At 62.6% G+C, this 15,450-nt stretch carries 14 protein-coding genes; 2 read left to right on the plus strand and 12 right to left on the minus strand.

What is annotated here, in order from left to right:
• Position 1 precedes the first annotated feature (1 nt).
• The 5 genes from AC6I6U_RS03045 to AC6I6U_RS03065 form a co-directional block, all read right to left on the minus strand.
• Positions 2-1,231, minus strand: coding sequence for a nucleoside recognition domain-containing protein (locus AC6I6U_RS03045; RefSeq protein WP_497880593.1), 1,230 nt, complete (start codon positions 1,229-1,231; stop codon positions 2-4).
• Positions 1,232-1,322: 91 nt separating this feature from the next.
• Complete coding sequence (gltP, locus tag AC6I6U_RS03050; RefSeq protein ID WP_497880594.1) at positions 1,323-2,624, minus strand: glutamate/aspartate:proton symporter GltP; 1,302 nt, start codon at positions 2,622-2,624, stop codon at positions 1,323-1,325.
• A gap of 671 nt (positions 2,625-3,295) precedes the next feature.
• Positions 3,296-3,763 carry an inhibitor of vertebrate lysozyme family protein gene (locus tag AC6I6U_RS03055; protein WP_497880595.1) on the minus strand — a complete coding sequence of 156 codons (468 nt, stop codon included), beginning with the start codon at positions 3,761-3,763 and terminating at the stop codon, positions 3,296-3,298.
• Between the two features lies 1 nt (position 3,764).
• On the minus strand, positions 3,765-3,929 hold the full coding sequence (locus tag AC6I6U_RS03060) for a DUF1328 domain-containing protein (protein WP_017902664.1): 165 nt from the start codon (positions 3,927-3,929) through the stop codon (positions 3,765-3,767).
• A gap of 96 nt (positions 3,930-4,025) precedes the next feature.
• Positions 4,026-4,316: a hypothetical protein gene (locus AC6I6U_RS03065; RefSeq protein WP_497880596.1), complete on the minus strand. Its 291-nt coding sequence runs from the start codon at positions 4,314-4,316 to the stop codon at positions 4,026-4,028.
• A 451-nt stretch (positions 4,317-4,767) separates the two neighbouring features.
• On the opposite strand from AC6I6U_RS03065, the gene algB reads away from it, so the two are divergent.
• Positions 4,768-6,114, plus strand: coding sequence for a sigma-54-dependent response regulator transcription factor AlgB (gene algB, locus AC6I6U_RS03070; RefSeq protein WP_497880597.1), 1,347 nt, complete (start codon positions 4,768-4,770; stop codon positions 6,112-6,114).
• A gap of 10 nt (positions 6,115-6,124) precedes the next feature.
• Complete coding sequence (locus AC6I6U_RS03075; RefSeq protein ID WP_497880598.1) at positions 6,125-7,903, plus strand: KinB sensor domain-containing domain; 1,779 nt, start codon at positions 6,125-6,127, stop codon at positions 7,901-7,903.
• Between the two features lie 5 nt (positions 7,904-7,908).
• Here AC6I6U_RS03075 and AC6I6U_RS03080 read toward each other — a convergent pair whose 3' ends face one another.
• From AC6I6U_RS03080 to AC6I6U_RS03110, 7 genes are all read right to left on the minus strand, one after another.
• A complete protein-coding gene (locus AC6I6U_RS03080; protein ID WP_497882972.1) occupies positions 7,909-9,525 on the minus strand; it encodes an EAL domain-containing protein in 1,617 nt (538 codons plus the stop codon).
• Positions 9,526-9,601: 76 nt separating this feature from the next.
• Positions 9,602-10,384 carry an N-acetylmuramoyl-L-alanine amidase gene (locus AC6I6U_RS03085; protein WP_497880599.1) on the minus strand — a complete coding sequence of 261 codons (783 nt, stop codon included), beginning with the start codon at positions 10,382-10,384 and terminating at the stop codon, positions 9,602-9,604.
• A gap of 98 nt (positions 10,385-10,482) precedes the next feature.
• Positions 10,483-12,666 carry a GGDEF domain-containing protein gene (locus tag AC6I6U_RS03090; protein WP_497880600.1) on the minus strand — a complete coding sequence of 728 codons (2,184 nt, stop codon included), beginning with the start codon at positions 12,664-12,666 and terminating at the stop codon, positions 10,483-10,485.
• A gap of 19 nt (positions 12,667-12,685) precedes the next feature.
• Positions 12,686-13,543 (minus strand): endonuclease/exonuclease/phosphatase family protein, encoded by an 858-nt coding sequence (locus tag AC6I6U_RS03095; RefSeq protein WP_497880601.1) that lies wholly within the window; start codon positions 13,541-13,543, stop codon positions 12,686-12,688.
• A 12-nt stretch (positions 13,544-13,555) separates the two neighbouring features.
• Entirely contained in the window at positions 13,556-14,206 is a 651-nt protein-coding gene (locus tag AC6I6U_RS03100) for a thiol:disulfide interchange protein DsbA/DsbL (RefSeq protein WP_017902581.1), read from the minus strand.
• A 193-nt stretch (positions 14,207-14,399) separates the two neighbouring features.
• Positions 14,400-15,005: a c-type cytochrome gene (locus tag AC6I6U_RS03105; protein WP_497880602.1), complete on the minus strand. Its 606-nt coding sequence runs from the start codon at positions 15,003-15,005 to the stop codon at positions 14,400-14,402.
• A 44-nt stretch (positions 15,006-15,049) separates the two neighbouring features.
• Positions 15,050-15,340 carry a c-type cytochrome gene (locus AC6I6U_RS03110; RefSeq protein ID WP_497880603.1) on the minus strand — a complete coding sequence of 97 codons (291 nt, stop codon included), beginning with the start codon at positions 15,338-15,340 and terminating at the stop codon, positions 15,050-15,052.
• Positions 15,341-15,450: the final 110 nt, after the last annotated feature.

A 15,450-nucleotide genomic window follows, 5' to 3' on the forward strand; every position in this document is an offset into this window, starting at 1 on the left:
CTCAGCCGAAGAACCAGTAACAGACCCCGATCGCCGCGATCACCCCGGCCAGTTCCGCCAGCAGGGCACAGCCCACCGCATGGCGGGCGCGCTGGATGTTCACTGCACCGAAGTACACGGCCAGCACATAGAAGGTGGTCTCGGTGCTGCCCTGGATGGTCGCCGCCGCCAGGGCCGGGAAGCTGTCCACGCCCTGGGTCTTCATGGTCTCGATCAGCATCGCCCGCGCGGCACTGCCGGAGAACGGCTTGACCATCGCCGTCGGCAGCGCATCGACGAAGCGCGCGTCCCAACCGGCCCACTGCACCAGGTGGCGGATGCCGTCGAGGCCGAAGTCCAGTGCCCCGGAAGCCCGCAGCACGCCGATGGCGCAGAGCATCGCCACCAGGTACGGCAGCAGGTTCTTCGCCACATCGAAGCCTTCCTTCGCACCTTCAACAAAAGCCTCGTAGACCTTCACCTTGCGCAAGGCCCCGATCACCAGGAACAGCATGATCAGGCCGAACAGCGTCAGGTTGCCGAGGATCGACGACAGGCTCGCCAGCGCCGTGGCCGACAACCCGGCCAACACCGCCATGAAGCCACCGAGGATCAGCGCCCCCGGCACCAGGTAGGCCAGCACCACCGGGTCCCACAGGCGCAGGCGCTGCATCACCGCCACCGACAGCAGGCCGACCAGGGTCGAGGCGCTGGTCGCCAGCAGGATCGGCAGGAACACCAGGGTCGGGTCCGGCGCGCCCTGCTGGGCGCGGTACATGAAGATGGTCACCGGCAGCAGGGTCAGCGACGAAGCGTTGAGCACCAGGAACAGGATCTGCGCATTGCTCGCCACCGTCTGGCTCGGATTGAGCTCCTGCAACGCACGCATGGCTTTCAGGCCGATGGGCGTGGCAGCGTTGTCCAGGCCGAGGCCGTTGGCAGCGAAGTTGAGGGTGATCAGGCCAATGGCTGGATGGCCCCGAGGCACCTCGGGCATCAGCCGGCTGAACAGCGGGCCGAGGGCCTTGGCCAGCCAGTCGACGATACCGGCCTTTTCGGCGATGCGCAGGAAACCCAGCCAGAGGGTCAGGGTGCCGAACAGCAGGACCATGACCTCCACCGACAGCTTGGCCATGGCGAAGATACTTTCGACCATGCTGGCGAAGATTGCGGCATTGCCACCCACCAGCCATTGCGCCAGCGCCGAAACGGTCGCCACCACGAAAAAGCCAAGCCACAGGCCATTGAGCATCGGAAAAACTCCTGGAATATGCGGCGAATGATAACGGTCGGGCCAGAAACAACAAACCCCGGAAAATCCGGGGTTTGTCGAAGAGCGGCGGTCAGGCCTTGCTGCGCCAGTGCGGCAGCGAGTTCCAGTAGCGCTCACCCTTGGCATCGTCGTACAGGCCTTCCCAACGGGCGATGACCAGGGCGGCCAGGGCGTTGCCGATCACGTTCAGGGCAGTACGCGCCATGTCCATGATGCGGTCGACACCGGCAATGAAGGCCAGGCCTTCCAGCGGAATGCCGACGCTGCCCAGGGTGGCCAGCAGCACCACGAAGGAAACACCTGGTACGCCGGCGATGCCCTTGGAGGTGACCATCAGGGTCACTACCAGCAGCAGTTGCTGGCTGATCGACATGTCGATGCCGTAGAGCTGGGCAATGAAGATCGCCGCGATGCTCTGATAGAGGGTCGAGCCGTCGAGGTTGAACGAGTAGCCGGTCGGCACCACGAAGCTGCAGATGGCCTTCGGCGCGCCATAGGCTTCCATCTTCTCGATGATCCGCGGCAAGGCGGTTTCCGAGCTGGCGGTGGAATAGGCCAGGATCAGCTCGTCCTTGAAGATGCGCATCAGCCTGATCACCGAAAAGCCGAACAGACGGGCGATCAGCCCGAGCACCACAAAGGCGAACAGGAAGACCGCGACGTAGACCAGCACCACCAGCTTGGCCAGCGGCAGCAGCGAGGCGAAGCCGAAGTTGGCCACGGTCACGGCGATCAGGGCGAACACACCGATCGGTGCGTAGTTCATGATCATGTGGGTGACCTTGAACATGGTTTCCGAGACGCCCTGGAACATCTTCACCAGCGGGTCGCGCAGTTCGGCCTGCAGGCTCGACAGGCCGAGGCCGAAAATCACCGAGAAGAAGATGATCGGCAGCATCTCGCCACGCGCCATGGCGGCGATGATGTTCGACGGGATCAGGTTGAGGATGGTCTCGATGAACGCGTGCTCATGCTGTACTTCGGCGACGGTGGCCTTGTACTTGGAGATGTCCACGGTGCCCAGCGTGCTCATGTCGATGCCGGTGCCCGGGTGGAACACGTTGGCCAGCACCAGGCCGACGAGAATGGCGATGGTGGTGACGATCTCGAAGTAGATGATGGTCTTGAGACCGATGCGCCCCAGCTGCTTGGCATCACCGACACCGGCGATGCCGACGATCAGCGAGGAAATGACGATCGGGATGACGATCATCTTGATCAGGCGAATGAAGATATCGCCCGCCGGTTGCAGCACATTACTGATCCACCAGGCCTTTTCCGCACTGAAATGGTTGAGCAGCGCACCGAGTGCAATCCCCAGTACCAGACCGATGAGGATCTGCCAGGCGAGGCTGAGCTTTGCCTTCTTCATCTTGTTTACCCTTGCTTCAAGTGGACTTGGGCAAATGCGTCCTGCCAGCACGCCCAGGCATGCGGGAAGTACCCATCTGCCCTCCATGGAAGGTCACCGCCAGACGCCCAAAAGCTCTCTGGCTGGCGAAAAAAGGCGCAACTATTGCGGTGCAGGGGAGGCGCGTCTAATGCCGTAACCGTCTACCCCATGCCGAATCGGCATAGGTTTTGTCCGACAATAGGTTCGTTGAACGGTGGGGAAAGAGGACATTTCTGCCGTCCTGATGGCCGTAATCCGGCCATCACAGAGCGATTAGTATCACTCGGGGGATGAATAAAATAGCCTGATGGTTTTCGAAAAACCCTACAAAAACGGGCTTTGACCAGAACAATGGGAAAAGGTTTTTCTGGATATACGGTTGCAGCGGGTGGACGATCCGATACTAATTTGCACTTAATGTTCGAACGACATAAGTAGGCGGCAGCGGCAAACGGCAGGGTCCGCCCGACGGTTTGCCAACTGCTGCCTTCACCTGACCCGGCCCTTGCGCAGGCACTCCCTGTACCCGTAGGTCACTCCGATCCTGTAACAATCAAAGCATCCCGGCCCCCTGGTCATGCATTCGCCGTCCTCGGGCGATGCAGGGGTAGGAACTCATGATGAGTTCCTGCTCTTTCAATCCGCCGAACTCAATACCAGTTCGGATCCTTCTTGAGTTGCTCCTTCAACAGCCCCTGCATGCCTTCATCAGGCTTGCCGAGGAAACGGTATTCGGCATGACGGGTCGGCGACTTGTCGGCCGGCAACCCCGCTGGTACCTCCACCAGCATGGCGTAGGCATGGGCCTTGTCGAGACTGAAGGCAACGATCAGGCGCTTGTTGCGGCAACTGTCTGCGGTTTCGCACAGCGGACCCACAAGGTAGGGGTCGCCATCCTCTTCGACCGCGTTCATCTGCTCGGCGCTGCCCGACAGGTTCATGACCCATTCCGGCAGGCGCTCTTCCTTTTGCACGACCTTCTGCCAGGGCTCGCGATATTCAGGCGCCGTACTCAATAGCTCATTGGCCCGCGCCTGCCCATCGTTGGCCGCCAGGGCCGAGGCCCCACTGCCCAGCAACAGGGCAGCGGCCAAGACCTTCAGGGTGGGATTGAACATGTCAGCCCCGACCGCGACGGCCGAAGAGGAACGATGCAATGAACATCACCAGGAATACGACAAAGAGAATCTTGGCGATACCCGTGGCGGTGCCGGCGATACCACCGAAGCCCAGTACCGCGGCGACAATGGCAATGATCAGGAATGTGATTGCCCAGCTCAACATGATGACTCTCCTTACCTTTATCCTGCGATTTTTGGCTGCTGCCTTTTACTCTCTACTGCGAGTTGTCACACAGGCCGCCTGGCCTGTGCGTGTTGCCTAGAACACCCAACGTTCCTGCCGTGGCAGTTCGTCCAGCGGTTCGGCCTGCTCCACCGGCGTCAGGCTGTAGGCGACGCGGTCGCCAGTGCCTGACTCATTGCCGATGGCACTGAAATGGGTTTGAACGGGGGCCTGGAAGAACACGCGATGATGCTCGACTGCCGGCTGGCTCCAGCGCATGAATGCCTGGCCGACCACCAAGGTGACAAACAACGCGAGGAGCGCGAAAAGCCCTTGCTGAACATGTAGCGACGAGAGACGCATTGGGGCGGCAAGTTGGCGATTCATCCTGAAACTCCTCCGACACTGTCTTTATCTTTATTCCTGGCTGGAGCGGCGGTGGGCCGGTCCAACCTTGCGTAGGAGGTATATTGCAGGGCGCATGCCAATTTTTTTGTCAGAAAAAATCCAATAAAATCAGTGCCTTATAAACAAATATCGAACAGCCCGGACAGCATCCTGCACGATCACCCATTTGCAGTCGTGCACAATGCACGACAGGCCCATGACACACCGCCTAAGATGCTGTAACAAGACGGCGGAAAAAACGCCGGAATTTGCCGGAATGTCGGTTGTCGGAAGCAGAGACAGCAAAAAATTCCCCAAATCAGCGGGTTAGCAATCAGCTGCAGGGATGGTTACCCTGCATCGCCAGGGTCCCGGTCAGGACGGACCCGGCAGGCTGCCCAACATCGACCCGGGGTCCATCGGGAACATTCATATATAAGGAGCGCGGGTCATGGAATCAGCCCCGGAACACCAAGGCCGTATTCTGCTGGTGGATGACGAGTCCGCCATCCTTCGCACCTTTCGCTACTGCCTGGAGGACGAAGGCTATAGCGTCGCCACCGCGAACAGTGCCGCGCAGGCCGACACCCTGCTGCAACGCCAGGTGTTCGACCTGTGCTTCCTCGACCTGCGCCTGGGCGAGGACAATGGGCTCGATGTGCTCGCCCAGATGCGTATCCAGGCACCCTGGATGCGCGTGGTGATCGTCACCGCCCATTCGGCCGTCGACACCGCTGTCGATGCGATCCAGGCGGGCGCCGCGGACTACCTGGTAAAGCCGTGCAGCCCCGACCAGCTCCGCCTGGCCACGGCCAAGCAGTTGGAAGTCCGCCAACTGTCGGCACGCCTTGAAGCGCTCGAAGGCGAAGTACGTAAACCCAAGGACGGCCTCGATTCACACAGCCCGGCAATGATGGTGGTCCTGGAAACCGCCCGCCAGGTCGCCGGCACCGACGCCAACATCCTGATTCTCGGCGAGTCCGGCACCGGCAAGGGCGAGCTGGCCCGGGCCATTCACGGCTGGAGCAAACGCGCGAAGAAATCCTGCGTCACCATCAACTGCCCGTCGCTGACCGCCGAGCTGATGGAAAGCGAACTGTTCGGCCACAGCCGCGGTGCCTTCACCGGCGCCAGCGAGAGCACCCTTGGCCGGGTCAACCAGGCCGATGGCGGTACGCTGTTCCTCGATGAAATCGGCGATTTCCCGCTGACCCTGCAACCCAAGCTGCTGCGCTTCATCCAGGACAAGGAATATGAGCGGGTCGGCGACCCGGTGACCCGCCGCGCCGATGTGCGCATCCTCGCCGCTACCAACCTGAACCTGGAAGACATGGTCCGCGAAGGGCGTTTCCGCGAGGACCTGCTCTACCGACTCAACGTCATCACCCTGCACCTGCCGCCCCTGCGCGAGCGCAGCGAGGACATCCTGGCCCTGGCCGACCGCTTCCTCGCGCGTTTCGTCAAGGAATACGCCCGGCCGGCACGCGGCTTCAGCGAGGAGGCCCGCGAGGCGCTGGTCAACTATCGCTGGCCCGGCAACATCCGCGAGTTGCGCAACGTGATCGAGCGCGCCAGCATCATCTGCCCTCAGGAGCGCGTGGAAATCGGCCATCTGGGCATGGGGGAGCAACCGACCAACAACGCTCCGCGCATTGGCGCGCCGATGAGCCTGGACGAACTGGAGAAAGCCCACATCGGCGCCGTGCTAGCCACCAGCGATACCCTCGACCAAGCCGCCCGCACCCTGGGTATCGATGCTTCGACGCTGTATCGCAAACGCAAACAGTACAACCTGTGAGCTATGCCCCATGAAGCTTGCGATGAAGCTGCGCACCCGACTGTTCCTGAGCATTTCGGCACTGATCACGGTGGCCTTGCTGGGATTGCTGCTGGGACTGGTCAGCGTGACGCAAATGGCCAAGAGCCAGGAATCCCTGATCCACGAGAACTTTGCCACGCTGGACCTGGGGCTCAAGCTGCGCCAGAGCCTGGGCGACCAGTGGGTCATCATGCTCAACGAAAAGCCCGACCTGGAGGCCTTGCAGACCGCACGCACGCGTTATGAACAACTGCTGAGCGAGGGCATCGAGCAGGAGCAGGACGAGGATGTCCGCGGGCGTTTCGCCCAGGCCCGGGTCGACTACGAGAATTTCCTGCAGGTCTTCGAACGCTTTCGTAGCGGTCAGGCTGGCAACCAGGAGCTGACCAGCAGTTTCAATACCCTGCGCAATGGCCTGATCGCCGAGCATAAACAGACACTGGACTCGTTCAGTATCGCCGAAAGCGCGGCCCGCAACCGCGCCTTGCTGATTGCCGGATCACTCGGCCTGGTGGCCCTCGCGGTGCTGATCATCGGTTTCATCACCGCCCACGGTATCGCCCGACGCTTCGGTGCACCGATCGAGGCACTCGCCAAGGCGGCCGACCGCGTCGGTCAGGGCGACTTCGATGTCACCCTGCCAATTTCCTCGGCCAGCGAAATGAACCTGCTGACCCGGCGTTTCGGGCTCATGGCCCAGGCTCTGCGCGAGCACCAGGCCACCAACGTGGACGAATTGATGGCTGGCCAGCAGCGGTTGCAATCGGTGCTCGACAGCATCGACGACGGCTTGCTGATGATTGATCGCCAGGGCCAACTGGAACACCTCAACCCGGTCGCCCAGCGCCAACTGGGCTGGGACGCCGCACGCCTCGGCCAGGGCCTGGGCGAAGCCCTGGGGCGACCGGAACTCGATGAGCAACTGAGCCTGATCCTGCGTGGTGGCAGCCTGGAGCGGGCACCGGAAGACCTCGAGTTCGAAGTCGACGGCGAATCGCGCCTGCTGACCTACAGCCTGACGCCGGTCAGCCATCCCCAGGGCCATATCCTGGGTGCCGTGATGGTGCTGCACGACGTCACCGAACAGCGCGCCTTCGAGCGCGTGCGCAGCGAGTTCGTCCTGCGCGCCTCCCATGAGCTGCGCACCCCTGTGACTGGCATGCACATGGCCTTCGGACTCCTGCAGGAACGCGTGCACTTCGACCCCGAATCGCGGGAAGCGGACCTGCTGAACACGGTCACCGAAGAGATGCAGCGCCTGATGCAGCTGATCAACGACCTGCTGAACTTCTCGCGTTACCAGAACGGCTTGCAGAAACTCACCCTGGCCCCATGCGACATCGATCAGTTGCTGGAAAGCGCCCGGCAGCGCTACACCGAACAGGCGCTCAGCCAGGGCATCGAGTTGCAGATCGAGACCCAGCCACCGTTACCGCGCCTGCATGCGGACCACGCCCAATTGGAGCGAGTACTCGATAACCTGCTGGCCAACGCCTTGCGCCACACTGCCAGGGACGGGCTGATCCGCCTGCAGGCACGGCGACATGGCGAACGTGTGATCATCAGCGTCGAAGACAATGGCGAAGGTATTGCGTACGGCCAACAGGGGCGCATCTTCGAGCCCTTTGTCCAGGTGGGGCGCAAGAAGGGCGGTGCCGGTCTCGGGCTGGCCCTGTGCAAGGAGATCGTCCAGCTGCACGGTGGACGCATGGGCGTCTATTCACGGCCGGGGCAGGGCACGCAGTTCTACATGGCGCTGCCCATCTAGGCGCCCTAGGCTTCGTCATTCAGCCGGCGAGCATTCAAACGCCGGCCCCGGCTGATCATCTCGATGAACTGCACGGCCGTCAGCGCCTGGGCGAACAGCCAGCCCTGGCCATAGCTGACGCCTTCGCTGCTGAGCAGCATGGCCTGGGACTCGTACTCGATGCCTTCGGCTATCACCCGCAACTTCAGGGCGTGGGCCATCCGGATGATATGCGGCGCCACTCCGCTGCTGGCCGCGTCATGGCCGAGGGCGTCGATGAATGCCTTGTCGATCTTCAGGCAATCCACCGGCAGCGTCTGCAGATAGGCGAGGCTGCAGTAACCCGTGCCGAAATCATCGATCAGTACCTGGTGCCCGACGTCGCGCAGGGCCTGGAGATTGTCCCGCGCCACCACCACATCGACCAGGCCACGCTCGGTCACCTCGAAGGCGATCTGCCGGGGCGATACCCGGTACGCCCGCAGCAGCCGGGCGATCACCTCGCCGATACGTGGAACCATCACATCACAAGCCGCCAGGTTGACCGAAATGTACAACTGCGGATTGGCCCGCAACAGTCGTCCGAGCTGTTCCAGCAGGCGCTGCAGGACGAAGTCGGTGATCTGGCGGATCTGCCCGGTGTCTTCCGCCAGCGGTATGAACAGGTCCGGGCTGGTCAGCGTCCCGTCCGGGCGGCGCCAGCGCACCAGCGCCTCGGCGCCGACACAATGCCGACTGCCCAGGTCGAAGATCGGCTGGTAAAGCACCTGCAACTCACCGCGGCGCAACGCTCCCTGCAACTCGCCGTTGAGCGACTGGCGCTGCCGGGCGAGCTGCAGGGTCAGGCCACCAACGCAGGTGGCGACCAGCAGGCTCGCGGGCAACAGCCACCACCACAACGGGTTGAAGCGCAGTTGCATCAGTTGGCGTGGCGCAACCATCACCAACTGGTACTCCGGGGTGCTGGTCGGCATGCGATAGATCAGCTGCCGATCGGTGATCAGCAACGAGTCGCCGGCCCTCGGCGTCCAACCCTGTGGTGGCCAGTCCTGCAGGGGCCCGAGGACCGGGATCGCCCGTCGGCCATGATTGACCACCACCAGCAGGCTCGCGCCGGGCGGCAACTCGACAACATCGCTCAGGTGGCCACGGGACGTCGAAACCCTGAAATTGCCGCGTCCCAGCATCAGCGTCGCCAGGTTGTCGTTAGGCTCGGACGAGGTATTGAGCCAGTAGCTGTAGGTCCGGCCCCGGATGTCCGGTTCGCGGAAAGAGGCTTCCGGGTCCTGGCGCGGCCAGTTGGAACAGGACTGGGCGGGACCGATATAGGAAGCTTCGTAGATGAACCGGTAGCTGAAACTCAACTGCTGCAGGGTTTCGATCATCCGCCCGTCGCAACCGCGCAGCGGCTGTGCTTCGAGCACATCGAGGCCTTCGCGCAACTGACCGAACAGTTGCTCAAGGCGTTCGAGAAAGCGCTGGCCCTGGGCATTCATCTGCTCGCTTTCCTGCAGCCGTACCTGGCGCACCACCACGACCAGGCTGCCACTCAGCAACAAAATGGCACTAAGCAGAGCAGCCAGGGACGCCTGCGACCAGGGACGATGGAACCAGGAGCGCAACGTCTCGCGGGCGGCCGGCATCATGCAATATCCGAAGGATTACCAATGAGTTATAGCAACTGATTGGCAAGATCGCCTGGACCGTCCGGCGGTGACGTTATTTTGACCTGTTCAGCACCTGCAGGATCGCCGCAGTCTGCGCATCGGCCACGCCATCGAAACGCGATGGTCGGAAATGCATCTGGAACGCCACCAGCGCATGCCGCGTCTCCGCATCCCAGTCGCCGGTCTGCGGCGTGCTGGTATAGCCCAGGTACCGCAATTGCTGCTGGAACCAGCTGGCACTCGGCAGTTGGTAGGCATACACCTGCTGCTGGTTCGCCACTGCCTGCTCATTCGGCCAGACGCCCAACCCCTCGGCAGCCAGGCGCTTCCAGGGGAACAGCGGACCGGGGTCCTGCTTGCGCTGCGGGGCGATATCGCTATGGCCGATCACATGGCGCGGCTCGATATTGTTGCGCTTGACGATGTCCTTGAGCAGGACGATCAGTGCCTGGACCTGCGCTTCACTGTAGGGGTACCAGACGCGCCCGGCGGGCGTGTCGCGGAACCCCGGATTGACGATCTCGATGCCGATGGAGCTGGAGTTCAGCCAGGTCCGCCCCTGCCACTCGCTTTCCCCGGCATGCCAGGCGCGCTGGCTCTCGTCCACCAGCTTGTAGATGGTGGCCGGGTTGTTGTCGCCGATCAGGTAGTGGCTGCTGACTTGGCCGTGGGTCAGCAGGCGCAACGAGTTTTCCATGTTCGCCGAGGTGTAGTGGACGATGACGAACTGGGCACGGCTGTCGTGATTGACCGAGGGATGGCTGGTGTCGATACGCGGACCGCTGGAGCAGCCCGCGAGCAACAGGCCCGAGAGAAGAAGAGGGAGCAATTTCATGAGAGTAACGAAAACCAGGGCAGTAACGCTCTAGGATAACTTACCCGGGCCGCCGACACTGGCCCGGGCAAGACGCTGTGACAAAACTGCATACCCCGTCAGCCCAGTTCCACCCGGTTGCGCCCGGCATTTTTCGCCCGGTACAAGGCCTCATCGGCTCTTTTGAGCACATGATCGCTACGCTCACCGGCCTTGAACGCCGAAACCCCCAGGGAAACGGTGATGGTGACCCGCTCACCCTTGAAGTGGAACGGACAGGCCTCGATGGCCGCCCGCAGGTTCTCGGCCAGCTTGAGACCTGCTGGCACCGGCGTTGCCGGCATCAGCAGGACAAACTCCTCGCCGCCGAATCGGGCGATGAAATCGCTGCCACGCAGGTTCTTGCGCAGCACGGCAGCGATGATCTTCAGCACCTTGTCGCCAGCCAGGTGGCCGTAACTGTCGTTGATGCGCTTGAAATGGTCGAGGTCGAGGATCGCAATCAACAGGGTATTGCCATGTTGTTGCCATTGCTCGACTTCATGGTCCAGGCGTTCGCCCCAGGCGGCCCGGTTCGGCAGGCCGGTCAGCGGGTCGATCAGGGCCTTCTGCCGTTGTTCCTCAAGGTGGTCGCGATAGCCCTGGGCTTCCTGCTCCATGTGCGCGACACGCTCGGCCAGGCCCTGCAGGCGGGCCGCGACTTCCTGTTCACGGACATCACGTTCCTGCTGATGCTTGTCCATGGTGCCCAACAGGTCTTCAAGACGGTTCTCCAACACATTCTTGAGGCTGTCGAGGTCGGCGGCCGCCTGGACGCTGCTCTGCAGCCCATCGACGTGCTCGCGTAACTGGCTGTGCAGGTTATTGGCTGCCGAGCGGCCCTCGGCATGGCCCTCACTGGCTGCCCGCAGGTTGCTCTGGAAGGACTCCAGCCGCTCGTTGAGCTGCTTGAGATACACCTCGAACTCATGCTGGCCACTGTCATTGATCGCCAGCATCAAGACCGCCAGATCATCGAGGATCGGCAGCAATTCATACCAGTTCAATCCATGTTCGAGGCGGTGGCGCATGGCCTCGGCGTGGGGCTGGTGACGCTCGGGCAGCGACAGCTCGTCCAGCAGGCCAAGCAGGGTCGACTCGATGTGCTCGGCCACCGAACTGTAGGACGGTTCCGGCGACTCCGGCAGAGCGTAGAGCACATCCTGCTCATTGTCCTCCGGATGAACGGCGGCCAGGGCCTCGGCCATCACCGGCGGTAGCGGCAGGCTGTCGAGGTAGGCCAGCGAGGGTGCTGGCGCGGCAGTCACCACTTCGGGCGGGTCGACGGGCTCAACCCGCGGCTCGACCTGCATCGCAGTCGGCTGGGCCACTTCAGGCACAGGCGTGGCGATGGCTGGCGACGCAGGTTCCGGCTCTGGCTCCGACTCCTGCGCAGGTGCAGGTGCAGGTGCAGGTGCATCAGACTCCGGCTTGACCTCAGGCGAGGGGGCGGACTCTGCCGCGACCACGGGAGGATTGTATGCAGCCACCTCGACAGGCACGGCCACAGGTTCAGGCTCGGCGACTGGCTCGTCAACCGGCTCAGCCGCAGCTCGCACCTCGACCGCCGACGCCGTCGTCTCGACAACGGCGGCCGGCTGGGCAACGGGCACGACGACGGGCACGGCAGGTTCGGCCGCTGTTGCCACGGGCTCGGCTGGCTTATCGTTGTCAGCGAGGGCTGTGGCCACCGACGGCAGTGGTGCCGGAGCTGTTTCAGCGTTCCCCTCGGCATTCTCCTTCGCACCGAACAACCGTTGCAGCAGGCCGGGCCGGGCCGGCTCGGCAGGATGCTCCAGCTCCGTCAGCACCTTACCCTGCAATTGGCTCAGTTCGCTGAGCAGCAGGGGAATTTCGGGGGCGTTCCCGACACGTCCATCGAGCTGCTTGGCAAATTTCTTCAGCGGCCCGCGCACATCTCGCGGCAGGGGCAGGGTTTGCAACTGGGTCACTAGCGCAGTCAGCGCGGTGCCCATCTGCTCGACCCGCGTTTCGCGGCGCTGCTCGGAGTCGAGTACGGCTTTTTCCAGGCGCGGCAGCAAGTTGGCCAGGGCTGCGTCCATGTCGTCGGTACGGATCACCTCGCGCATTTCCTTCATGCACTGGTCAACCGCCCGGTCGGTACCCTCGGCCGCCAAGGTGCTGCGCACCAGCCCGCGTCGGAGCAGGTCGAGACGGGCGTCCCAACGCCGTTCGAGCTTTTCCTGCTGCTCGATGCTCTTCAGGTACTTCTCTTTCCAGCGCTGGGCTTCTTCGCTGCTCATTGCAGGGCGTCCGTGAGATTCAACGACTCAAGACGGGCAACGTATCAGAACCGATGGAACCTGGCAGGCGAATTTCAACGGCAACCGGCAAATGGTCGGAAATAGGCTGCGCGAGTACCTGGACTCGCTCCAGCGTCAGGCTCGGGCTGAGCAGGATATGGTCGAGGCAGCGCTGTGGGCGCCAGCTGGGAAAGGTCGCCTCGACCTGTGGCGCGAGCAGCCCCAGGTCACGCAATGGCGAGTGTTGCAGCAGGTCGGTGGCGTGGGTGTTCATGTCGCCCATCAGCACCTGATGCTTGAAGCCACCGATCAGCTCGCGGATGTACGCCAGCTGCCGGGTTCGCGTCCGGGCGCCCAACGCCAGGTGCATCATCACCACCACCAGCGCCTCCGGACCTTCACCGAAACGTACCAGGATGGCACCACGGCCGGCCGGGCCGGGCAGCGGGTGATCCTCGATCGCCCAGGGGCGCAGGCGGCTGAGCACACCGTTGCTGTGCTGGGCCAGGCGACCGAGATTGCGATTGAGCTGCTGGTACCAGTAGGGAAAGGCACCGAGCTGGGCCAGGTGTTCGACCTGGTTGATGTAGCCCGAGCGCAGGCTGCCACCATCGACCTCCTGCAAGGCCACCAGGTCGAAGTCGCCGAGCAGGCCGCCGATCTTCTGCAGGTTGTCGGCGCGCCCGGTGTGCGGCAACAGGTGCTGCCAGCTGCGGGTCAGGTAATGTCGGTAGCGCTGGGTGCTGATACCGACCTGGATGTTGAAGCTGAGCAGCCTCAGGCGATTGTCCGCCGGCAGGCCGCTGGATTGCAGATGGTGTTCATTGACCTTCGGCGGGTGAAGGCCAACGTTGCGTTCCGATCCCCAGCGAGCCATGGCCGGGGCGCCTTACTTGCCGGCGGTCGCGCCAGCTGCCCGCTCTTTGGCGATCAGTTGGTCGGCGACATTCAGCGCGGCCTCTGGACCGCCAGCGGTGCCGAGGTCAAAACGATACTTGCCGTTGACGATCATGGTCGGTACGCCACTGATCTCATACTTCTTGGCCAGCTCGCGGGCGGCGACGATCTTGCCCTTGATGGCGAAGGAGTTATAGGTGGCCAGGAACTTCTCCTTGTCGACACCCTGGGTCGCGACGAAATCGGCCATGTCTTCAGGCTCGAGCAGTTTCTTGCCTTCCTTCTGGATGGCATTGAACACCGCCGAGTGGACCTTGGTTTCGACGCCCATGGCGTCCAGGGTCAGGAACAGTTGGCCGTGCTTGTCCCACGGGCCGCCGAACATGGCAGGAATACGTACGAAGTGCACATCGGAGGGCAGCTTCTCGATCCACGGATTGATAGTCGGTTCGAAGGCGTAGCAATGCGGGCAGCCGTACCAGAACATCTCGACCACTTCGATCTTGCCAGGCTCCTGCACCGGTACCGGGGTCTTGAGTTCAACGTAGGTCTTGCCGGCCTCGAGTGGCACATCTGCGGCCTGGGCGGTCATGCCGAACAGGCTGGCAGTGACGAGTGCGGCGCTGAGGATCAGATTACGCATGCTTTGCTCCTGGAGATTTGGAAGTCGCCTCCGTCGCGACCTGTAGTTTCTGACAGACCGAGCGGGCTCTTGGTTCGATTAGTGTAACGGCAGCGGCCACAAAAAAGGGCGGCCAAGGCCACCCTTTTATCCTTGCAACCAAGGATTAATCGATTATTAACGCGGGCCGGCCGCGTCAATCATCGCGCGCGCCTCAGTGCAGGCCCTGCACGTAGCTGGAAACGGCCTCGATGTCCTTGTTGCTCAGCTTGGCGGCGATGCTCTGCATGATCTTGGTGTCGCCGTCGTTGGTGCGTACGCCTTCGCGGAAGTCGGTGAGCTGCTTGGCGACGTACTGGGCGTGCTGGCCACCCAGGTGCGGGAAGCCGGCCGCGGCATTGCCCGCGCCATTGGGCGAGTGGCAACCGGTGCAGGACGGCATGCCCTGGTCCAGCTTGCCGCCCCGGAACAGTTCCTCACCACGCGCGACGACCTTGGGATCGGCCGCGCCGACGCTGCCTTTCTGGCTGGCGAAGTAGGCGGCAATGTCGGCGATATCCTGGTCGCTGAGGTTGGTCAGCAGGCCGGTCATTTCCAGGACGGTGCGCTTGCCGGACTTGATGTCGTGCAGTTGCTTGTCCAGGTAACGCTCACCCTGGCCCGCCAGCTTTGGAAAGTTGGGCGCCATGCTGTTGCCATCAGGACCATGGCAGGCGCCACAGACAGCGGCCTTGCCCTGGCCGGCAGCGGCATCGCCGGCGGCATGGGCGAGACCGGTGATCCCCAGGGTCAACAGCAGACTCACGATCAATTTGTTCATCAGCTAATCCAATACGGCTAAGGGTTAAGAGTTATGGACCGGGCTTACTCGCTCATCCACTGGATGATGCTTCGGTAATCCTCGGTACTGCAGTCCATGCACAAACCACGCGGCGGCATCGCCTTGAAACCCTGAGTCACGTGTTGCACCAGCACATCCATGCCTTGGGCCATTCTTGGCTTCCACGCGGCCTTGTCGCCCTTCTGTGGGGCCATTGGCAGCTGTCCGGCATGACAGGCACTGCAAACACGGTTGTACACGGCTTCCGGTTCCTGTGTAGCCTGGGCGCCGAAAAGCGGAACCAGGACACTGGCAGCCAGCAGCCATCTGGTCATGAACTGGTCGTTCCAGTCATGAACTTCAGGGCTGGGAACGTGCCGCGTTCTAATGCGCAGCCTAGGTCAATCGTTCCCGTGTTGCTCATCCTACGTCGGGACAAAGCACA

The organism is Pseudomonas sp. UTLPPB19802 (genome assembly GCF_059730225.1).